19 protein-coding genes are annotated in these 22,379 nt (G+C 39.0%); 7 read left to right on the top strand and 12 right to left on the bottom strand.

Translation table 11 applies throughout. The features are described 5' to 3' along the window. Positions 1–212 precede the first annotated feature (212 nt). Complete coding sequence (locus H4J41_RS03565; protein WP_182136510.1) at positions 213–1,256, top strand: CDP-glycerol glycerophosphotransferase family protein; 1,044 nt, start codon at positions 213–215, stop codon at positions 1,254–1,256. 42 nt (positions 1,257–1,298) lie between these two features. On the opposite strand, the gene H4J41_RS03560 is transcribed toward H4J41_RS03565, so the two are convergent. The 4 genes from H4J41_RS03560 to H4J41_RS03545 all read right to left on the bottom strand — a co-directional run bounded on the left by H4J41_RS03560 (position 1,299) and on the right by H4J41_RS03545 (position 5,218). Then, complete coding sequence (locus H4J41_RS03560; RefSeq protein ID WP_182136509.1) at positions 1,299–2,042, bottom strand: glycosyltransferase family 25 protein; 744 nt, start codon at positions 2,040–2,042, stop codon at positions 1,299–1,301. 22 nt (positions 2,043–2,064) lie between these two features. Continuing rightward, positions 2,065–3,087 carry a glycosyltransferase family 9 protein gene (locus H4J41_RS03555; protein ID WP_182136508.1) on the bottom strand — a complete coding sequence of 341 codons (1,023 nt, stop codon included), beginning with the start codon at positions 3,085–3,087 and terminating at the stop codon, positions 2,065–2,067. Between the two features lie 28 nt (positions 3,088–3,115). Beyond that, positions 3,116–4,552: a capsule assembly Wzi family protein gene (locus H4J41_RS03550; RefSeq protein WP_182136507.1), complete on the bottom strand. Its 1,437-nt coding sequence runs from the start codon at positions 4,550–4,552 to the stop codon at positions 3,116–3,118. 66 nt (positions 4,553–4,618) lie between these two features. Further along, entirely contained in the window at positions 4,619–5,218 is a 600-nt protein-coding gene (locus H4J41_RS03545; protein ID WP_182136506.1) for a TIGR04211 family SH3 domain-containing protein, read from the bottom strand. A gap of 208 nt (positions 5,219–5,426) precedes the next feature. On the opposite strand from H4J41_RS03545, the gene H4J41_RS03540 reads away from it, so the two are divergent. Next, positions 5,427–6,944, top strand: coding sequence for a CYTH and CHAD domain-containing protein (locus H4J41_RS03540; protein ID WP_182136505.1), 1,518 nt, complete (start codon positions 5,427–5,429; stop codon positions 6,942–6,944). A gap of 266 nt (positions 6,945–7,210) precedes the next feature. On the opposite strand, the gene H4J41_RS03535 is transcribed toward H4J41_RS03540, so the two are convergent. The 3 genes from H4J41_RS03535 to H4J41_RS03525 all read right to left on the bottom strand — a co-directional run bounded on the left by H4J41_RS03535 (position 7,211) and on the right by H4J41_RS03525 (position 9,895). Beyond that, positions 7,211–7,825: a PilZ domain-containing protein gene (locus tag H4J41_RS03535; protein ID WP_182136504.1), complete on the bottom strand. Its 615-nt coding sequence runs from the start codon at positions 7,823–7,825 to the stop codon at positions 7,211–7,213. 200 nt (positions 7,826–8,025) lie between these two features. Beyond that, positions 8,026–8,637 carry a TetR/AcrR family transcriptional regulator gene (locus H4J41_RS03530; RefSeq protein WP_182136503.1) on the bottom strand — a complete coding sequence of 204 codons (612 nt, stop codon included), beginning with the start codon at positions 8,635–8,637 and terminating at the stop codon, positions 8,026–8,028. 31 nt (positions 8,638–8,668) lie between these two features. After that, positions 8,669–9,895 carry a threonine/serine exporter ThrE family protein gene (locus H4J41_RS03525; RefSeq protein WP_182136502.1) on the bottom strand — a complete coding sequence of 409 codons (1,227 nt, stop codon included), beginning with the start codon at positions 9,893–9,895 and terminating at the stop codon, positions 8,669–8,671. Positions 9,896–10,145: 250 nt separating this feature from the next. Between H4J41_RS03525 and H4J41_RS03520 the strand changes: the two genes are divergently transcribed. Next, positions 10,146–10,319, top strand: coding sequence for a hypothetical protein (locus H4J41_RS03520; protein WP_182136501.1), 174 nt, complete (start codon positions 10,146–10,148; stop codon positions 10,317–10,319). A gap of 109 nt (positions 10,320–10,428) precedes the next feature. On the opposite strand, the gene H4J41_RS03515 is transcribed toward H4J41_RS03520, so the two are convergent. Next, positions 10,429–11,193 carry an NRDE family protein gene (locus tag H4J41_RS03515; protein ID WP_182136500.1) on the bottom strand — a complete coding sequence of 255 codons (765 nt, stop codon included), beginning with the start codon at positions 11,191–11,193 and terminating at the stop codon, positions 10,429–10,431. Positions 11,194–11,496: 303 nt separating this feature from the next. On the opposite strand from H4J41_RS03515, the gene H4J41_RS03510 reads away from it, so the two are divergent. Both H4J41_RS03510 and H4J41_RS03505 read left to right on the top strand, forming a co-directional pair. Then, complete coding sequence (locus H4J41_RS03510; protein ID WP_182136499.1) at positions 11,497–12,267, top strand: class II aldolase/adducin family protein; 771 nt, start codon at positions 11,497–11,499, stop codon at positions 12,265–12,267. Positions 12,268–12,330: 63 nt separating this feature from the next. Next, positions 12,331–13,515: a mandelate racemase/muconate lactonizing enzyme family protein gene (locus H4J41_RS03505; protein WP_182136498.1), complete on the top strand. Its 1,185-nt coding sequence runs from the start codon at positions 12,331–12,333 to the stop codon at positions 13,513–13,515. A 124-nt stretch (positions 13,516–13,639) separates the two neighbouring features. Here H4J41_RS03505 and H4J41_RS03500 read toward each other — a convergent pair whose 3' ends face one another. From H4J41_RS03500 to H4J41_RS03485, 4 genes are all read right to left on the bottom strand, one after another. Beyond that, positions 13,640–14,098: an Lrp/AsnC family transcriptional regulator gene (locus H4J41_RS03500; protein ID WP_182136497.1), complete on the bottom strand. Its 459-nt coding sequence runs from the start codon at positions 14,096–14,098 to the stop codon at positions 13,640–13,642. 117 nt (positions 14,099–14,215) lie between these two features. Continuing rightward, positions 14,216–15,121, bottom strand: coding sequence for an amidohydrolase (locus tag H4J41_RS03495; protein WP_182136496.1), 906 nt, complete (start codon positions 15,119–15,121; stop codon positions 14,216–14,218). A gap of 54 nt (positions 15,122–15,175) precedes the next feature. Next, positions 15,176–15,901, bottom strand: a complete 726-nt coding sequence (locus H4J41_RS03490) for an SDR family NAD(P)-dependent oxidoreductase (RefSeq protein ID WP_182136495.1) — start codon at positions 15,899–15,901, stop codon at positions 15,176–15,178. A gap of 252 nt (positions 15,902–16,153) precedes the next feature. After that, on the bottom strand, positions 16,154–17,683 hold the full coding sequence (locus H4J41_RS03485) for a dipeptidase (protein WP_220460945.1): 1,530 nt from the start codon (positions 17,681–17,683) through the stop codon (positions 16,154–16,156). Positions 17,684–18,144: 461 nt separating this feature from the next. Between H4J41_RS03485 and H4J41_RS03480 the strand changes: the two genes are divergently transcribed. Together H4J41_RS03480 and H4J41_RS03475 are read left to right on the top strand one after the other, a co-directional pair. Further along, positions 18,145–19,236, top strand: coding sequence for an efflux RND transporter periplasmic adaptor subunit (locus tag H4J41_RS03480; protein ID WP_182136494.1), 1,092 nt, complete (start codon positions 18,145–18,147; stop codon positions 19,234–19,236). An 8-nt stretch (positions 19,237–19,244) separates the two neighbouring features. Beyond that, complete coding sequence (locus H4J41_RS03475; RefSeq protein ID WP_220460946.1) at positions 19,245–22,334, top strand: efflux RND transporter permease subunit; 3,090 nt, start codon at positions 19,245–19,247, stop codon at positions 22,332–22,334. The last annotated feature ends 45 nt before the right edge of the window (positions 22,335–22,379 follow it).

Below are 22,379 nucleotides of genomic sequence, written 5' to 3'. Positions count from 1 at the left end.
TTAGTATTTTTATTTAACAAATAGTTTATAGCTTATTAATAGCGCATTTTATACTGCTATGTCAATTGTGATTTTGTTATATATTAGAAGTTATTAGCTTTTTGTCTTTATGTATAACCCCATTATGTCTATTGAATTATCTGCTGCTGATTTTTAACTGATAACTTGCTAATATCTGCTGGTCTATATTTTCACTACTTTATGAGTCCAAAATGCCAGCAAAAAGGTTTGTTTTAAACATTTCTCAAAACTATAGTTTTGCTATTTTAAGACCGCTACAAAAAGCACTGCTTAATAGCAACAGAGATGTTTGTTGGTTTGTGCAAGGTAATTCGGTCAATTTAGATTATTTCACTGATAATGAAAAGATATTAAAGACGGTAGATGATGTGGTGAAATATGATCCTAATGCGGTTATTTACCCCGCAAATATAGCTCCAACATTTTTTCCAGGGATTAATGTAGCTGTTTTTCATGGCTTCGATGCTGGCAAAGTAGACAAAAAAGGGCTGAATGATCACTATAAAGTACGTAATTGTTTTGATTTATACTGCACACAGGGGCCAGACTCGACGGCTGAATTTGAACGTTTAGCCAAAAAACATCAAACGTTTAGAGTGATTGAAACTGGCTGGTGTGCATTAGACCCATTATTTTCAAAGAATATCCTTGATAAAAAAGTAGAAAAACCAACAATATTGATGTGCTCAACATTTTCTAAAAAATTAACCTGCGCACCTGAGTTATTTGAGACAGTAAAGCGTTTAAGTGCGACAGGGAAATGGCATTGGTTAATTCAGTTTCATCCCAAAATGGATAAGGGCATTGTTGAACAATATAAATCAATTCAAAATGAACACTTAACTTTTGTTGAAACTGATGATGTTATTCCACTGCTTAAGCAGGCTGATGTGATGGTTTGTGATACGTCTTCTGTACTTATTATGTTTTTGTTGCAAGGTAAACCCGTTGTTACTTTTAATAATATATCACCCCAAAACTATTTGATTAATATTGATTCACCAGAAAAGTTAGAGGCGTCAGTAGCGTATGCGCTACAAAGACCTAAGTGCTTAATGGATAACATTCAGCACTACATTAATTGTACACACCCTCATGTGGACGGGAAATCTTCTTATAGATTATTGGCTGCAATTGATAAAGCGATTGCTGAAAAAACCAGCCTTAAAGCTAAACCGCTTGATGTGTTCAGACAATTTAAAATGCGAAAAGAATTGAATTACTGGAAGTTCTAGCAATATTTACGAAAATAACTTAGGGAATTAAGTGTTACGCTATTATAACTCACCTGATACGTACATTTTTCTTAAGTACCATAGGTGTAATCTGTATTTAGCATTCCTAATAAAGCTAGTACTTTTATTACCATGAAATCCACCATTTAATGACGTAATATCACTGGTGAAGCTTTTATTTTCATTGATGGGGTAAGGGCGCAAACCATATACAGACAAGCCAAGCTCTTGGCAAAATTGCATATCAATATCGACAGGGCGATAAAATAGCTCTCTTGACAATAGTTTTTTCGCGCCAGCCAAGCTAATGGTATAGCCAGTTGCGCAGTTGGGTATTTTTGTGAAATTAATTAATTCAAACGGTTGCTCTAATTTACTTGTTTTTTTGGCTTGGTGATTTCTATTATCGGCTAACTTAATTAAGTCGTATTTCTTTAAGGTCTCGGCAAGTGAAAAAAGCTTGATGAAGTTCTTTTCAATAATCATGTCGTCTTCAAGTATGACCGCGAATTCTATATTTTCAGCGACCATTTTTCGCCAAACATTTTTGTGGCTAATGTAGCAGCCAATTTCACCTAAGCTTAAATCTGCTCTAAAATGTTTTTTATTAAGTGCTGCTGAATACTCAATGTTGATTTCAGTCTCAGTTAAGCTGTTACCTTTTATTGCGGGAATTCTTTCGTAGTTAACATCTATCGCTGAAAGCTGCTGATCCATACTCAACATTCGATCCTTTGCACAGTCTAGATTGATGACATATACGGGACATTTTTTTATTATTGACATCTTAGGTACCTTTAATTTATTACTAGGTCGTTGAAAAGCTATTTTTATTTTTTATTAATTCAATGGCAGTTTTAGCAATAAGCTTTGGTGATATATCTAATATTTGGTCATCATCATTAATATAGTTGCCAGCATTATTTATCACGGTAACTTGCTTACCTTTAGGGCACACGTTGCTAAATGGACTTGTGCCTTTACTTTGTAATGCAATGGTTGTGGTTTTTGTTGCTGCCGCGACGTGTAGCGGGCCTGAATCCACAGTAATAAGAAGATCCAAATCAGCAATAGTATCAATAAGTTGAGCTATGGTCGTTTTTCCTGCCAAAGAATGGATGTTCACTGCACCTTTTTCTTGGCACAAGCTTACTACCTGCTCAGCTTCAACTGTTTCATCTGGTGCACCTAACATATAAAACGATGTTGGCTTTTGGAGCTGCTGATTCAATAAATTGATCACTTCAGCAGCGTGTCTTACGGGATAATGTCGGCTTAACTTGGCTTTATTTACTATACAAAAACCAATTTTCGTTTTATTAATATCGGCTAAAACACTTTGCGTTGTATCGTAAAATAAACCCACTTCAGGTAGATTTTTATGACTATTTTCACACAGTGCATTGGCAATATAAGCATAGCGATTAATATAATGGCGACGTATGTCTAGATGCAAAGCCTTTGTTAGTAATGGCTTACGCATCTCCTTATTGTATCCAATTAGGTTATTCACGCCACTTATTCTAGCGAGCACAGCATCAATTAACGTATTAGTCATTAATATGCCAGCATCAAAGCTTTCATTTTTTAAAGACTTAATAAGGTTAATGATCCCTTGAACTTTATTTTTAGGCCTTTCATCAATGATCAGTTGAAATTTTTCATCTCTATTAAAAGCTTGAGCTGGAATTGACCTGATAACGAGTGTTATTTTTGCCTTTGGATAGCTGGTTTCAAGAAGTTTAAGTGCAGGTGTACAGTTGATACAATCACCTAAAAATCTAGGCATAAAAACAACAATATGGCTGAAGGGCTTAATAATATTTTTCATATCACTTTCTTCTGAAATTAATTACAAATTACCAACGAACTTTGAAACTAGTACGTAAAAATTGACCGCCTATTGCATCTTCACCTAAGGTTAATTTAGCTTCTAAAAAATTACTTTTCATGGCTTTTGCTATTGATAGTTCAACTTCGTGAGAGCGTTGATATTGATAAGTAGTTGATGAGTCAAACTCTGCTGAACGATATAACATTGAAAGCTGGTAGCCGCCAACATTCTGCCAATCGAATCTCATACTCATTGCACTACCAGCAGCACCATCGTCCGGTGCTTTCAAACTACCCCACCAATGGCCCATTTTAACGTTGTCGTTTGAGTAACCCTCGCCATATATATGATGCACATACCATAAACTATGAAATTTGGTATATTCAAAATTTATTGAGGTATTAGTGGTTAAATATGGGACAAATACACCAAAATTTTGTGCGATATTACCCAGTTGGTAATTTTTATGGCCTTTGGTATCTTCACCCGCATACTCCCAGGTTAAACTTAAAGGAAAGTTAAACGGCGCTATATCGAACTTGTTGCTAATAGAAGCTTGTTGGTTACCAAATTCTTTAGAGCAATCTTGCAACTCGGTGCCGCTGCCACCGCAATTATCACTATTTACCGGATCAGTTATGCCATTCCAGACGTCTTTTATAGATATGTCGCCATCGTCGCCGGCAAACATCAAGGTTCTATTAAAACCTATGGTCCACCAATCAAGTGGTTGAAAACTAAAGTGTAAAGACATCAGTGCTGGTTTACCTGACACGGGTGCTTTTTTGGCATCAAACTGTATGCCGTTTTGTCTTTCTAATACACCTACAGACATCTCATATTTAATATTCCAATCTGTTAATAGTTCAGGGTTACTAATGGTCACATTAAGCGCTGGCTTAGCTTGAGTCGATAATAGTAAGGCACCTTCCTGCGTCGGCGATAACCAGTGTTCTCGATAGCCAATATCAACTTGCAAAACATCCCAGCCAAAGGAAATGTAGCTATTGTTTGGGATTATTTCATCGTTATATAATGTGCCACCCGCATTTAAAATAAGGTGCTCATTGACTTGCCAAAAGCTGCTTGTTGATATTTTAAAAGAATCGTCAACATCAAGGCCTCGCTGATTGGCCATTAAAAAATCATCTTTAAATGAGTGACTAATCTGTGCTGAAAAATGAGTGACAGCTTTGGTTTTTTTATAACGTTTTATATAAGCATTTAGCCTTTGATATAAAGTAGGATGGCTACTTTTAATTTTGGCTAAGTATTTATAGATTGTTGCCGCATGATATGGGCGTGTTAAAATCGGTAATTTGGTTATGGTTGCGAGTTTTTCAAGCTCTAATTCAAGTAGAGGATCGGTTTTTAAGGGCAAATAGGGGGAAACGCCATTTGCCTGAGTGGACAATGATATCAGGCAAATATTGATGAGAAATATATAAAGCAAAGTTTTCAAAAATGTTATTCCAGTGTTCTTTAATTTTATTGGTTTTTCACGCAAACTATAATGAAATGGGCTTAGTTAGCCCCAGTTTTCCATGCCTGATTTACGCTTTGAAAATAAACGCGGTAAGATCAAACCAAATAATAAACCAATACTTAATACGATTGCGCCATTAAAAAACCATTGTTTTTTAATGCTAGTATCTTGATTTTTTAATTGTGATTTAGTTTCTGTTAAATCCATATTGAGTGCTGAAATACTGTTTTGTAGGTCACTACGCTCAGACTTTAACGCGTCAATTTCACTTATTGCTTCGTTGAGTTGCTCAGTAACATCACTTTTACCTGATTGAAAACTCGCTAATTTTTCATTGAGATCAGCAATAACATAACGCATGCCTGGTTTTGTTGAGACAAGTTTGCTTTCAATCCAACCAGTACGGTCATTATCGCTAATGATCTCGCTGTAATCATTCGCCGACTCACCGGTTAATTGTATTTTTTCACCCGCGTTTACCGTACCTTGTATACGGTAATTTTTACCCGCGCCTGAGTGCATATAAACAATTAGATCTTCAGAAATATAACCGGTAGTGGTTGAATTAGTAGACTCTTCAGCAAAAGAGAATAAGGAAGTAAAAAATAATAGTGCAACGAATTTTTGTTTTATGTTTATCATGAAATAACCAATAGCGCCATTTAAACAGAGAATGGCAAAGATAGTAGGACGTTGTAGGAATGATAGCAAGTGGAGTCGCTTAGATTCCTAAGATTTTTGATATAAATTTTTAATCATGTAAGATTGACAGCTACTATTAGCTGTAATTGTACAAAAAATATCGCTGCTGCAGTTAATAGGCTTGATTTATAACTAATATTGGAAAAGTATGACAACCGAAATAGAGCTTAAATATTTAGTTTTAGGCAATGACACCGTAGAAAAAATCACCCAAACACTTAATCGTGAAAATATTCACTTTAGCTATCAAGAAAAGCAACTCGCTAATTGCTACTTTGATACCCCAGAGCTGAATTTGCGACAACATGATATGGGCTTGAGAGTTCGTCGAAGCAATAGTCATATTGAGCAAACAATTAAAACCGCTGGGCAGGTGGTCGGTGGTTTACATAGCCGCCCTGAATATAATGTTGATATTGAAGGTGAACTGCCGATTTTAAGGCTTTTTCCAGATGAAATTTGGCAACCGAGCCAATCGATTGAAAATATTCAGCATGACTTAGTTGCCTTATTCAATACTGACTTTAAACGTTGTACCTGGTTAATCACCGATGCCAGTGGCAATAGGGTTGAGCTGGCTTATGATCAAGGAGAAGTGGCCAGTGCTGAGAAAAAAGAGCACATTCATGAGCTTGAATTTGAGTTGGTTCAGGGGGATAAATCTGCACTATTTACTTTAGCATCATTGCTTTTTAAAGAGCTAGCACTTCGCCCAGGCTTGAAAAGTAAAGCGGCACGAGGTTATGCGATTTGGCGAACCGAGCCAGTAGCAGCAGTTACCCCACAACAAAGTTTTATTTGCCACAAAGGCAGTGATTCAATTGCTAACGCCTTTACCAATGGACTCAGTCATGGGCTTACCTGCCTGCAAAATAGTATTGAGATTTATTTAGCAACGCCAACTTTACATGAATTAGTGGCAGTAAAAGCAAACTTAGCGCTTATTCGTCATGGCTTTTGGTTGTTCGCAGATTATTTATCGCCGGATGAATTACTGATCAGAGATGAATTAAGTCACTTTGTGCACTTACTTGCTTGGGTTGATAACGCGATACATTTGCAAGAACTGACCAATAAAACCGGTAATTACCGCAAAAAACTTGATTTTAGCAAGCTACTAATCGAACAACTTCAAATAGAAAAACGTCGTTTTCCTGATAGTGATGATATTAGCCAACTGTTACATAGTAGCCGTTTTAATCAACTGCAACTGTCAATATTACAAGGTTATTTAGCGCGTAGTGAGCATACCGCTATGGCGAGTAAAATCGGTGATGATACGCTGATGACATTTGCTCAAGATAAAATTCAATTGAGCCTAAGTGAAATTAGTGCCCAGATGAAGAATATGGCGAGTTCAGACTGTCAGCAATATATTGCACAAAGCAAACTATTGTATCGCAGCTCATTAACCGGTACTTGGCTTGGCGGACTATTTGATAATGATTTACGGGATAAATTTCGCCGGCCATGGCTAGACTTACAACAAGGTATCAGCGAGTTACAGTCACTGTGGATTATTCAGCTACAATTAGAAAAACTCTCTGAACCGCCAAAGAAACTAGTACAGTGGCAGCAGAGTAAAGTACAAGGCTTGTTATTGGCATTAGATAATACTAAAGCTATTGCTATTGCGATGGAGCCGTATTGGCTTGAGAAGGACTAAGCGCCCGCATTTATCATTAAGTGTTTGATGCTGATGAATAGCGCAGCAACAACTGAGATATAAACAATAACTGAGTGATAAACTCAATAATAGCCAAACAATAGCTTAGTCATCCACTAGGCTATTTTTTTAATATTAACATCAGTAGTTTAGGCAGCGTTATTTTTATTAACAGACCTTTTACGCCAGCCTATGGTCATATTTTAAGCCCCCACTGAGCTTAGCCTTGTAAGTTCAATGAGCCGTAAGCTCAAGGGTTAAGACATTTACGCTGAAGTATTTTTAGCTTGGTTACGTTGTTGTGCTAGTGCTTGTAGCTGTTTTGATTGTTGATGCAAACTATGTCGCACTAATGTTTCTTGATCATCTGCACGAATATGATGAAAAATCACCTTGTATTGGCTTTCGCTGTCAACTATTTCACAACTGACAATTTCGCCAACACAATAAAACGCGGTGTTTTCATCAGCAAAAAATAACTTTAAGTCAAGAAAGTCACCCGTGTTAAAGGTGTTAGGTGTCGTGGTTTTAAAAATAATGCCACCGCCACCAAACTTAATGGCTTGAAATCTGGTGCTTGCATCGTTTTGTTGACTAAGAATGTAACCTACCAGTAGGTCCATTTTTTTCGCTTGATGATTAAGGTAATCCATTAAATGACTAGCAACCCCAGTCACTGCTTGTAGCGCACGTAGGGCATTTTTATCGACGGTATTGACTTCTGCCGCTATTTTAAAAGGTGCTGGCATGTTTTCAATAAACTGCTGATAGTTTGGCAATTGCGCTAAGTCGATAACACTAGCGTTGATGTTAAAAGCATAGTTTATGGAAAAAAACTCATCAAATTGAGCAAGTTTTGTCTGATGGTCAGCGGTTGTCATAAATTAATCACCTTATAATTTGCTTAAGTGGTCTTATTCATTATCTCAATGGCTAGCTATATCTATTGAGATAAATAATCGATTATTCTAAAGTGGATCCAATATCTGCGTTAGTTTTAATCCCAATAACCAATTAATACTCAATCAAGCGCCTTGCTCTTGAATATCTAGTCTCACTTCTAATTGCTCACTTACTTAATTCAATGGCTATTGTGCGTACTAGCAAGAAACACGTTAACGGCACATTCACACATTTCATCAATCTGGCTTTCTTGTGCATATATACCGTCAATAACCAAACGCGCGATACCGTGCAAAGTAGCCCAAGTCACTTGCGCCAACCTTAAGCTATTTTCCTCTTTGATAATAATACCTTGTTCTTGCCATAATTTGGTCATTTCAACTTGGTAGTTAAAAGTTGCATAGGCAATTTTCTTTAACGCTTCAGTGCTATTATTTTCTTTCCAAATAACCCGGCCAAACATCAGTTCGTATAACGATGGGTTACTGGTAGCAAAGCCGATATAAGCATGAACAAAATGACGATACTTCTCTTCATTAGACAGATTTTCTTCAGAAAAAATTTCACCGACACGCTGATGCCATTGTGCAAAACCTTGCTCAGCAATCGCACATAACAAATCATTTTTATCGGTAAAGTGATGATAGGCCGCGGTGCGCGAAACACCAATGCGCTCGGCGAGTTTACGTAACGACAAACCTTCAGTGCCGGCCTCTGTCACCATTTCTGTTGCGGTAATGACTAACGACTTACGCAAATCTCCATGGTGATATTTTGTTTTGGTCGCCATTAGTTAAGCCGCTTAGTGTTATTATTTATGATCAAAGGACTTTTCTCGATGGAAATGCCACATTAGCAAATATTAATCCGGCTACTAATGACATGAAAATTAGAAAGGTTTGTGAGCCGATGTCAGTGGCATTTAGCATAGTTTGCCCTGATACTGCGTTGCTTAAACCAATATACACTTTACTTCCTGGTACCAATACCACCAAGCCCATTAATTTAACAATACTTGAGGGAAGATTCATAATGCGTGAAAAAATACTACTGTATATGCCTAAGGCAAAGGCACCAACAAAGGCACCAAGAGCAACGCCTAAATATTCAGCGCCAATGATACTGGCACCAAAAGAAATATAACCTGAAATAATGCCCCAAGGTGCATCTTTTTTACGACACTTAAATAAAATAACTAAGCTAATTGATAAGGTGGTCACTGCCGCCCATGAGGTCCAATTAGGTGTGCTGGGTGGCTGAATAAAAGCAACTTCACCCCACATCATTTTTCCCAGAGCTATACCTAAAACACCACCAAAGTAAATCTTAAATAAGATCATTAAGGCATCCATTAGCCTGGCGGTTCCCGAAATCAAATTTCGCGAGGCAAGCTCAGATAAAGCCAAGGTTAACGACAAGCCTGGAATGAAGGCGATAATACTCGACAACACCACCAAAGGGATATTAATGCTGGGATCTATTAAGGCAATAGCCGTGGCTAAAATAGCGGTTGTCATCGCGGCAATGGGTTCTAACATATCTGTGACACGGCGCGAGTGCTCTGCCCCAAAGGCAAATAAGCAAACCACAAAACCCAACAAGGTGGACCAAAAAACGTCATTCCAACTGGTGTGCATTAGCATGGCAAAAGCGCCACTTGAAGCGCCAAAAGCCAAAAAGGTTAAAAATCGACCATAAGGGTTAGGTTTGTTGGCAATTTCGTCTAAGCGTTCAATGGCTTCTGATAGTGTTCGTTGACCCGAGGTAAGTTCGTCAACCAATTCGTCGGCACGTGCCAATGAACCTAAATCAAGTTCGCCCGGGGCAACACGTAAAATATGATTGTAGTCTTGGTTTTCGTCATCTTCAGATAAAATAAAGGTTAACGATGTTGGGCTAATCACAAAAGAGCCAAAAACATTTAAGCTTTTTGATACATCGGCTAAATGTGCCTCCAATCGATAAGCGGGAGTACCGAATTTATGTAAAGCTTTGCCTAAACGAATTATAAATCGACGCTTATCGATAAAGCTATCAGTGTTTGCCATGGGAATTTCGTTAATATTGAAAATAATTTTCTATGGTAAATGATTAATTTTAAAATGAAAGCACAGATGTCAGATCTTAATAAATTTGTTATCTAAAAGAACATATACATTGTTTAGGAAAGTTTGCAGATAGGTTTAGGAAAGTTTGCAGATAGTGCAAATCTCGGTATGATACTTGAGCTAGCGCGGTAGTTTTTTCTTGAAAATTCAACTGCGCTAGTAAAATTTTGCTATTAGGGTAACAAGTGATATGACTTTATTGATTATTTTATTTTGTGTGTTTTCGGCGGTTGCCTTGATGGTGATTTTAGGACAACGTTTTGGCAAACCAATGGCAGTAGAGCAGCAGCAAAAATACGCTAAAATACTCTGGGTAGTGGTATTTATTGCCATTATTGCTGCTATTATTCGTCAGATGTTGTAAGACTGCACTTTTTGCAGCGTTATTTGCAGCGTTTTTTTGCACAGTACTGACATTTTTATCAATACTATTTATCAACAGGATTAAAAGTACTATCTAGTAAAAGTACCATTTAGCTTTTCTTACTTGACTCGATATCGAACTTGTTTTCATTTACTACCTCGCCAGCGCTATTATAGTTACGTTCGTAAACTTCAATGTCACCTGTTTTTGCTTGTAAAATTATGGCTGTCGAACGCGTGCCATAGTCAGGCGATATGATAAAGATACTGCTCAGTAGCGACTCCAACTCTTCACTTATGCCAGTAACCGGTAAATGTTGTTCTTGCGCAAGTTCTTGGTTCATCATCACAGAGAATAATGCGGCAATATTTACCTTATCAGCGGTAATTAAACCTTCCAAGGTATTTAGGCCTAAGGCCATTTTTGGCCAAATATCATCTAATGCGCCATTACAGACGCTATGAAAGCCAGGTTTAAGGCTGACAAAGTTTTTATTAACACTATCAAATGCCTGCAAATTATTTAACGGACCAAACACGAGATTAAAGTCGTTGTATTTATCTGACACTTGCGATAAATGTTGCTGGGTTTTAAGGTCTCCGTTTTGCAATGCTTGCACCACTAAATCACCGCGAGAGCGTTTTTTCGCATCAAAACTTGCCGGTCGACGAAAGTTAGTTAAGGCTGAGAAGTCGCCTTCAGGGCTTAAGCCAAGCCAAGTGCCTTGTGCTTGTAAATCTTTACCCGCTAATATCTTTTGCTCCGGCCACCAGTGCATATTTTGTGTTGGGCGTTGATGGAACTCATCGCGATTAGCACAGATAATAATCGGGTAGTCAGGGTGTTGGTCAATGGCGATAAATAAAATACACATAAAAAGGTTTTTCCAAAAGAGGGTATATAAATGGTTGTCATACCAATTTCATTAATTAGGTGGTCTACTTTATACGCAAGGAAAATGGCCAAATATAAGGCATTTATTTTAATAACTAGTTGTTCTAATTATTAAATAAATAACGCAGTAGTGGGTTATTTTAACCAGTAAAAATGATCAGATAATGAGTGAAATTGGTATAACTAATAATATCTGGAGCTTTCACTCTATGCCATCATAGGATAAGGTTTATAACAAATATACCATCGATATTATTTTTCAAGCAAAAGGTAGTAAAGGCTGATGTTAGCAGTTCCCGTAATTGATTTAAAAGATAAAGTATCAGCACAAGAATGGCTACTCAGAGTAGATTTAGCCGCATGTTATCGACTGATTGCCTTGCATGGCTGGGATGACTTAATTTACACCCATGTTTCGGTGCGTATTCCGGGTACAGAGCATGTATTGATTAATGCTTTTGGTTTACGGTTTGATGAAATTACCGCGTCGAATTTAGTTAAAGTAGACATGGCGGGCAAAATAGTTGATGCCGACTGCCCGTTTGAATTTAACCCCGCAGGTTTTACCATTCATAGTGCTATTCACGCCGTTCGTCATGACGATATTTGTGCCTTGCATGTGCACAGTAATGAAGCGATAGCGGTGGCGAGTTTAGAAGCAGGTTTATTGCCTATTAGCCAATATTCAATGTTCGCACTTGCCTCACTCAGTTATCACGATTATGAAGGTTTGGCGGTCAACGACGATGAAAAGTTGCGTATACAGCAAGACCTAGGTGATAAAAATTTCATGTTATTGCGTAATCATGGCGCCTTAACCATGGGCAAAACCATAGGTGATGCTTTTATGCATATGTATGATTTAATACGAGCTTGTCAAATTCAAGTACAAGTAATGTCGATGGGTATGAAGCCACTATTGGTTGACCAAAGTATTGTTGATGGTATTAAAGCACAGGCAAACATAGTGCATACCGGACAAACGGGTGGGCAAAAAGCTTGGCCAGCGATGTTACGTAGAGTCTATAAAGAAGATCCAAATTTCGCGCTATAACCCTGAGTATCATGGCTGTAGTGATTTTAGCAGCGCATTTAAAAAACATGTAAAGAGAGCATAATGAAAGTAACTCATGTAGAAATTTTTGATATTGAATGTCCAAAACGTCCAGGTTGGAACCCAGTATTTATTCGTGTACATACCGATGAAGGTATTTCAGGTGTCGGTGAAGCAGGTCTGGCTTACGACTGGGGTCACAGTGCTGCTGCGGCAATGTTAAAAGAGATTAGTGAAGCGATACTGATAGGCTTTAATCCCTTTAATACCGAATTATTGTGGTCTAGAATGCTACGAGAAAGCTTTTGGGGTTTAGGTGGCGGCCCAGTGCTTTACTCGGCCATGAGTGCGATAGATACCGCTTTGTGGGATATAAAAGGTAAAGCACTCGGCTTACCGGTTTATCAATTATTAGGTGGTAAAACTAATGAAAAGTTGCGCACCTATGCAAGCCAATTGCAGTTTGATTGGGATGAGAAAATTACTAAGCTTATTGAACCTGCACAATATGCAGAAGCCGCATTAAAGGCCGTTGCACAAGGCTATGACGCGGTAAAAGTTGATCCGATTGTTTATAACCATGATGGCAGTTCTTCATTTGATCGCACTAAATTATTCACCCCAAAACAAATGCGCTTATTTGGTAATCGCCTGCGCGCCATTCGTGATGCCGTGGGGGAAGACGTTGACATTATTTTTGAATCGCATTCATTAATGGGCGCGGCTTCAGCGATTCAAATGGGACGAATTGTTGAAGAAGTTGGCTGCATGTTCTACGAAGAGCCAGTGAACTATCTGAACTCGGCCGTACATAAAAAAGTGGCTAACAATGTTAACGTGCCCATTGCGGGTGGCGAGCGCTTGTATCACCGTTGGGATGTAAGACCTTATTTTGAAGACCAAAGTATTGACGTGTTACAGCCTGATATTGGCTTATGTGGTGGCTTTACCGAAGCTAAAAAAGTGTGTGATTATGCCGACGTTTACGACATTCGTATTCAGGCCCATGTCTGTGGAGGGCCAGTGGCTACAGCGGCGTCTTTGCATCTTGAAACCGCGATTCCAAACTTTTTAATTCATGAGCATCATACTTATGCGATTAAAGACTGGAACCGTGAGCTATGTTTACAAGACCCACAACCGGTGAATGGTTTTTTTGAAGTCTCTGAAACCCCAGGCATTGGTATTGAGCTTAATGACGAAATAGTTAAACGCTCACCTAATGTGACAGTCAATGCTTTGAAATAATGGGTTAAAAAGATTAGCTGTCAGTTGTAAGCTGTCAGCTTTCAGTTAAAAAGAAAGGGCTGTTTGTTTGATTTTACTGACAGCTCAGTACTTCAAACTGATAGCTAATTTAACCTCTTTGGTCTTAGATATAGTCAATGGGTAGGGCGGTGGTGTATTTAATTTCTTCCATGGCAAAGCTAGAGCTAATGTCAGCAAAACTTGCCCGTGTGATCAAGCGTTGGTAAAAGCTGTCATAAGCTTTCATGTGGGGCACTACCACACGCAGTAAATAATCTACCTCGCCACTCATGCGATAAAACTCTAAAATTTCCGGAAAATCTATCGCTACCTTTCTAAACTCACTAAGCCATTTCGGGTTGTGCTGATTGGTTTTAATGGTAACAAATACCGTTAAGCCGACATTAAGTTGCTCTGGATCAGCAAGTGCTACGCGACCTTTAATAATGCCAGACTTTTCCATCGCTTGAATACGTCGCCAGCATGGGGTTGTTGACAGACCCACTTGGCTGGCAACATCACTCACCGACGCGGTACAGTCATGTTGTAATATGTTCAGTATTTTTTTATCGAATGCATCCATAAGTGTTTAAAACGAAATGTTTTTACCTAGATAGAGATGAATGAGAAATTATTTTGCGGCAAATAAGTCATTATTGCGAGTTATATTTTGTATAAGCGCTTACTGCTTGTTTAGCCGTTATAGAAATTTGTAAAAACGCTGTGCATTACTAAAGCATAATTGCTGTAACTGTTCGGTGTTAAGGGCAAATTCAGACTCTTTTTTTAAAAGCTCTGTTTTTGTAAGCTCAGTACTTATACCTTGAGTATTAGCAAGCCAAGTTTCTTGATAGCTAGCATGCCACAAGCATAGCGGAAAATTACTGGCGAGCATCACGCGTTCAACACCAAAAATGTCGATGCATTGTCGGATGATTTTATATGACCAACTTAGTGAGTAAGCTCGGTCGGTTATTTCAAAACCAGAACATTTGATGAAAATATTGTCAAAGCTAGCCAAGCGTTTAAGGTTGTTTAACCAATGCGCCTGTTGCACCTTATCTTGTGTTGGCCAACCCGCGTGGTTAATACAAAGCTGTAAATCCGGTGTTAGTGATAATATGTTAAGTAAACTATCGACGGCCTGATGGTTTGCTAGTGGCATTTGAAGCTCAAAAATGAGTTTATTTTCGGCTAAGCTTGCTAGGTTATCTTGGCTGTTTTTATCGCTAAGAATGGCTAAAGCGTCATCATCTAAAATATAACGAACGCCGACCACACTTTGATAGCGCATTAGCTTGTCGACTTGCTGTAAAAATTTCAATTTTGGCAGGGTAATATCGAGCATTGCTATGCTGCGAAAGGGCATGTTACAGGTATTTTCTAACCAAGCAATTTCGTGCCAAGGTTGCTGATTATCAAAACCCGCTTCAATGTGCACAAAACCAGCTAATATTAACGGTGAGGTTAATGTTAGGTCATGCTCAGAAAAGTTTTTAGCTATTAGGTGCTTATCTGACCAAAAAGGTGGGTTCTCTGCTCTTAACCATTGATAGTTACCTTCATTAAGAGCAAATAAATGCAGATGTGGATCGATTATTTTCATGGGTATGTATTGTATTTATCGTATTGATTTAGTTGGATTCAGTTGAATTTAGTGCTATTGCGCTGTATAGCCGCCGTCGATCACTTGCAAACTACCTGTGATAAATTTTGCTTTGTCTGAGCCAAGAAAATACACCAATTCGGCTACTTCTTCTGCCTGTCCTAGTCTGCCTAAAGGTTGCAATGCCGCTTCTTCTGCGTGCACGTCAGCTTTGTTCGCCCCTGACCTTGCACAATAATTATTAATGGCTTGATGGTAAAGCGGGGTTTCAATAGTGCCTGGGCAAACAGCATTGGCGCGAATATTATATTGTGCGTAATCAAGTGCAGTGGTTTTTGCCATTGAGGCTAGTGCGGCTTTACTGAGGTTATAAGCAAACGAGTTATGTTTGGCAATCAGTGCTTGATCTGATGACATCAAAATTATTGCGCCGTTTTGTTGTGTTTTCATGACAGGTAAAACCGCTTTAATAGCCGCATAAGCACCTTTTACGTTGATATTAAAAACCCGCTCAAAATCTGCTTCACTGGTGTTTTCAATAGAGCCTGAAAAATGTATGCCGGCGTTAGAAACCAATACGTCGATAGGGCCTTGTTTGGCAATATTAGCAATGATCCGGCTAACGTCGTTAACCTTGGTGATATCACAAGGGCAAAAATCACCAAAATCTGACGCGGTAAGATCAAGATTAAAGACCTGATATTTTTTTGCTAAAAACAGCTTAACAATACTTAAACCAATACCCGAACTACCACCCGTAACTAAACAAACTTTTTTCATAGCACTAATACATAAATTATTTTGTTAAATAATATCGCGACGAGTGCTAAATACCAAGTCTATTAGCTTATTTAAAGACAAAACCATGTTTAAAAGGAGCAGCGATTGTTGTACTGAAACTTCAGTGTGTCAACCGGTAAGCGAACAGATAAAGCAAGGCATGAAAGCCCAACCAACAAGTAAACTGAACGCTGACAGCTATTAACTGACAGCTTCTAACAGGTAGTGTCTAACTGACAGCTATTTCTATATTTACTTAGCTAATTCGACTAACGCCGCGGTATACATTTTTAAATTTAAAACAAACTGTTCCATAGTAATAAACTCATGCTCTGAATGTCCGGTGTATTCGGCATTGGGCATAGACGGGCCAAAACTAACCGCATTGGGAAATAAGCGTGAATTTGTCCCACCACCAATGGCGATAGGTTTCGCGTCTTCAATGCCAGTAAAGTGGGTAAACACCGCTAATAAGGTATTAATATGTGGCACCTCTTTTTGTACAAAAGGGTCACCAATATCATGCGCTAACTCTGTAACATCCGCATCAAATTTGTTATTCCAGTTTTGTACTGCTTGATGTATTTCATCGTTAAGTTGCTGTTTACTCTTGCCTTGTGGACGGCGCAAGTTAATGTTCAGCTGTATGCTTTCATCATGCTGTTTTATTACGGTAGGGGAGACAGTCATTGGGCCCATAAAATCATCTTGATAAGCAATGTTACCAAATTTTTCACCTGTTAAACTTAGGCCAATATTGTCATTAATAAAGTTAACTAAAGTACCTGGACCATTATTGACCCAACGCGTACTAGACAATAAATCGGCAAGGTAGGGAATAGCATTTACGCCTTCATCAGGTTTTGAAGAATGTGCTGACTTACCTAATGCTTTAATAGTTAAGGTGCTGTCTTTTAGTTCAAGATCAAAGCTGACACCTTGGTAACTCAGTGCTTTGCGCATTAACCTTTCTAGTAGCACAATATTGGCATTTTCAATAGTCGCACTGGCATCTTCAGGGATTTGGCTACCAAAGAAGCCACCGCTAAATTCACTCACATAAGGCGAAATTGTGGGTTTTTCTTGCTGGTTAAAAACTAACTTAATAGTGCCGTAACCTTTTTCTGCGGTTACCACCGGGTATTCGGCGTCAATGGTGATATTGGTTTGTGGTAAGTCATGGGTTTTGATATAAGCTTTTAGTGGTTCCCAATCTGACTCTTCCGCCATGTAAATGTATAACTCAATACGTTTGTTCAGTGCTAATTTTTTATCTTTAATCGCCTTCATGGCATATAACGCGGTTGAAATTGGGCCTTTATCATCTTCAGTACCACGGCCAATTAATCGCCCCGGCTCTGTGGTGATATCAAGTTCAAAAGGTGATTTTTGCCATTTTTTTGGATTAGCGGGTTGCACATCGCCATGAGTAATAATACCCAGCCGTTCTTTTTGGGCACCTAAGCCAATAATAACCACATAGCCATCGTCGAGGTAATCGAAGCCGAGTGTTTGCGCTTGTTTTTTCAATTCTGCTTTAAAGGCAATGTGAGCCGGATTGTCATTAACTGACACTCCTTCTTTGGCGACCGTGTTGTGCTTAATCAGCGCACGTAAACTATTCAGCATATCATCTTGGTAGGTCGCTACAGCATAGTCAGCCGTTATTTGTGCGACACTGCTTACGGGCGCAGTTTTCGCTGTAGCCAAGAGACTGATGGTTAATGATAAAAGATAAGTTGTTATGATTGTTGCCGATAAAAGCGTAAGTTTTTTAAGCAAAAGGTGCTCCAGTAATTTGCGATTAAGAAATTTTCAGGGTTACATACCTACTTTACTTCACTATTTAGCCCTGAAACTGCATCTTGAAGTAGAGTGGGTATATTAACGTAAGTTAAATTAATGTGATAGCAGACCACTAAAAAACAGACCCGTTCCATTAAGTTTAATGAGCACAAGTGGGCAATAATGTAATGATGTGGTTAGTTAGCTGTATTTTCTTTTGCTTTTCACTTTTGTATGACAAAATAATGGCCGTTTTTGTCTACACTTAATCTGATTGAAGTTTAGTCACTATTAGCACTCTCTATATCAGCACAAGGTTAGGTTATCCGTGGTGTTGATAGAAATATTATGAATTAATTATCGACCTCAATTGTGATTGAGGTTATACCCTGTGAAACATTTTTACAGGTGTGTCGTCGGCATGGGATTGCTGCGATATTTTACCTTAGGAAAGCGTTATGAAATTAATCCGTTGGTTTATTGTTGTTGTTATTGTGTCTGCTGTTGTTGGTGGCTTGTTTTATTATAAAGCGTCATTGTCAGGTGGCCAGAAAATGCAATCTGGACCTGAGCCTAGTGCAAAAGTACAAGCCTTTCGGGCGCAAGGTGTTACTTACCAAAAACAAATATCTGTCATTGGTGAAGGGCAAGCGGTTAAATATATCACCTTGAAAAACGAACTGGCTGGCAAGGTCAGCAAACTTAATATGGCCTCAGGCGATAGGGTTAAAAAAGGCCAAGTATTAGTTGAATTAGATCATAGTGAAGAGTTAGCGTCATTGGCCTCAGCTAAGGCGACGATGAAATTGAAAAAACGCACACTGCAGCGTTATATCACGCTAGAAAAAGCAAGTCGCATCAGTAAAGAAAGTGTCGACTTAGCACAAGCAGAATATAGCATTGCTATCGCTGATACGACGCGTTTAGAAGCCATTATTGCAAAAAAAATCATTACGGCACCTTTTGATGCCAGTGTCGGTATTCATAATATTAATCTTGGACAGTTTCTTGATAAAAACGCTGACATTACCGACCTGCTCGGTCTTGAAAACTATATTTGGGTAGATTTTAAGGTCCCACAAACCTATGCACAATTACCGGTAAATAGTAGCGTTGAAATTACCGTAAATGCTGATGCTGCTTCAACCGGCATTAGCAGTGAAGCCATGATCAGTTCAGTAGCGTCTTTATATAGCCAAGACTCTCGTCAACTTAAGTATCGAGCCAAGGTGTTTAATTCAGCGCTGGACATTAAAGCCAATCAATTAGTTAAAGTTGCCTTACCCATTATGCCGGCCCAATCTGTGATCACAGTGCCAAACTTGGCGATTGTGCGTGATCAGCTGGGCGATTATGTTTTTAAACTGATTAAAGATGAGCAAGGCGATTATCGCGCGAGCAGAGAAAAAATTGTTTTGGGTGATAGAATCGACGAGCAAGTTATTGTGATTAAAGGACTCAAGGTAGACGATTTGATCGCCGCCAAAGGAGCATTTAAATTGCGCCAAGGTTTAAAAACTTACTTTGATCAAGATAACTTAGGCGGATAGGAATAGTCATGCTAAAAGAATTATCTTCATCGAAACATCTTATGGATGTTTTTGTTCGAAAACCTGTAGTGTCCACCGTATTATCGATATTTATTTGTTTGGTGGGTTTATGGGCGGTTAATGCGATATCGGTATTACAATTTCCTAAAATTGAAGGGGCTTCACTGGAAATAACCACTAACTATACCGGCGCTTCTGCTGATGTGGTTAAAGGTTTTGTTACCGACCCAGTAGAGCGAGTAGCATCAACCGTTCCTGGGGTTGATTTTGTCGAATCAAGCACTAGCTCAGGCCAAAGTAAAGTAACAGCCTGGCTTAAGCTTAATCAAAATAGTACCGACGCGTTATCTGAGCTAAACACTCGCCTTAATCAAATAAAATTTGAGTTGCCGGCCGGTGCAGAAGACCCTTTTGTTACTGTAACAAGAACCGATAGACCTTTCGCTGTGTTTTATCTTAATGTGGCATCAGAAGGTTCAACACTCGCGCAAATTACCGACTACCTTACACGAGAAATCAACCCGATTATTAACAATATTGACGGGGTACAAAAGGTCGGTATTGAAGGCGCCCGAACTCCAGCAATGAGGGTTTGGCTTGATGCTGACAAATTAAATATTTTCAATCTTAGCGCTGATGAAGTCTATCAAGCCTTGGCGGATAATAACCGTATTTCAACGTTAGGTTATAGTGAAAACGCGCGGCAAAAAATCGATATTGTGGCCAATACACAAATGTCGTCGGTCAGTGAGTTTGAACAGTTAATTGTTAAGCAAAGCGATAACGCGGTCGTGTATTTAAAAGACGTTGCGCGGGTAGAGTATAGCGCCGAGCAAGCCACGGCTACCGCGCGTTTTAATGGTAAAGATACCGTTTATATTTCGGTTTGGCCTTTACCTGGTGCGAATGAAATTTCCATCGGCGATGAACTTTATACAGTGCTTGATGAAATCAATGCCGCCTCACCACATATTAAAATAGATATTGCCTACGACGGCACACTTTATATGCGAGACGCGTTACAAGAAATTATCACCACACTCATGGAAACCATAGTGTTAGTCGGTATTGTTGTTGTGGTGTTAATGGGGTCATTTAGAGCGGCCTTAGTGCCTTTAGTGACCATTCCTATTTCTATATTAGGCGCCATTGCCGCTATTTGGTTGATGGGCTTTAGTTTGAACTTACTCACCGTATTAGCCATCGTTTTATCGGTTGGCTTAGTGGTAGACGACGCTATTGTGGTGGTTGAAAACGTTGCCCGACATATGCGCGCTGGTGTGCCACGTATACAAGCCGCTTTGATGAGCTCTCGACAACTGCTGGTGCCAATTATTGCCATGACCTTAACTTTGGCCGTAGTTTATATACCGATTGGCTTTTTATCAGGCTTAACCGGGGTTTTATTTAAAGAGTTTGCTTTTACCTTGGCTATCGCTGTACTCATTTCTGGCGTGGTTGCCGTTACCTTGTCACCGATAATGAGTGCTTATGTATCAAGTGAAGGTGGTAAAGAAGGTAAATTAACCGTTAAGGTTAACCACGCATTTGAGCATTTACAAAATTTTTATGGTCGATTATTAGCAAAAACTTTTCACTGGCAAGGACAGTTGTTCTTTTTTGCCCTGATTGTTTCGTTATTAATTGTGCCTTTTTATTTAATGTCAGCAAAAGAGCTAGCGCCGACTGAAGATCAAAGCAGCGTTTTCATTATTGTACAATCCCCACCCGATGCCTCATTAAAATACAGTGAAGATAATGTCGCCAGTGTCGCTAAAACCTTACTAGAAACAGAAGGTAGCAAAGAGATATGGCAGATAATATTTAGTAGCGGTGGTTTTAGCGGTCTTGAATTTGTCAGTAATGATAAACGAGATAAAAGCATTCAAGAAATGCTGCCTGAAGTTTATGGGCGTCTACAGAGCTCTGAAGGTTTAAACTTGCTACCTATTTTACCTTCGCCATTGCCTACCGCAGGGCAGTTTGATGTTGAGCTGGTGGTTAAGTCTTCATCGCCCTACAGTGAAATGAAATTGTACGCTGACAAACTGGTGGGTGCGGCATTTCAAAGTGGCGAATTTCTTTATGCCGATACGGATTTAAAAATTGATTTACCGCAGGTTGAACTAAAAATAGACCGAGATAAAATTGCTGACTTAGGTATGACGGTGGCTAACGTGAGTAGCCAGTTATCAACCTATCTTTCCAGCAATTATGTCAATCGCTTTGATGCTAATGGCAAGGCATATAGGGTTATTCCAATGGTCGCTGATAATATCAGCTCACAACCTGAAAAAATATTAAACCTAACCGTGAAAACACCCGCGGGTGTGTTAATACCGGTATCGGCATTTACTGAAATTAAATATCGCACAGTGCCCAGAACCTTAGGCTCGTTTGGTCAACAAAATTCGTTTAGGGTTTATGGTGGAATATTACCTGGGGTAACAAAAGAGCAGGCATTACAAACCTTAGAGTCAGCAGCGGCTGATATGTTACCCAATAACTACAACTTAGATTATGCCGGTGAATCGCGTCAAATTCGTGCTGAAGGTAATAGTTTAATCACCGTCATGGCAATATCTTTAGTCATTGTTTTCTTAGTATTAGCGATTCAATTTAATAGTTATCGTGACCCGTTAGTGATATTACTCGGCTGTGTGCCATTAGCCTTGTCTGGGGCATTATTACTACCATTTTTGGAGTTAACCACGATAAATATTTACTCGCAAATTGGCTTAGTCACCTTAGTGGGACTCATCGCGAAAAATGGTATTTTAATTGTCGAATTCGCCAATCATTTACAAGAAGCAGGCAGCAGTAAATTTGACGCCGTTATTGAGTCAGCAACGACACGTTTACGACCCATATTAATGACCACAGCGGCAACCATACTGGGCCACTTTCCGCTAGTATTAGTTACTGGCGCTGGTGCAGAGGCAAGAAATAGCATAGGTATTATTTTAGTTGCCGGTATGGCCATTGGCACATTTTTCACCTTGTTCGTGTTACCGGTATTTTATTTGTGGATAGCAGAAAACCGCAGTGCTAACAGTGAAGATTTATTAACAAATGATGTGTTAATAAATGACGTATAGATAACTGAAAGTAAAGACCAGTTAAACCTTCTGCTGAGTGTTGTA

The organism is Colwellia sp. MB3u-45, assembly GCF_014077005.1.
Lineage (GTDB): Bacteria > Pseudomonadota > Gammaproteobacteria > Enterobacterales > Alteromonadaceae > Cognaticolwellia.
The sequence above is the reverse complement of the archived record's forward strand: the minus strand, read 5'-3'. Positions and strand labels throughout refer to the sequence as shown.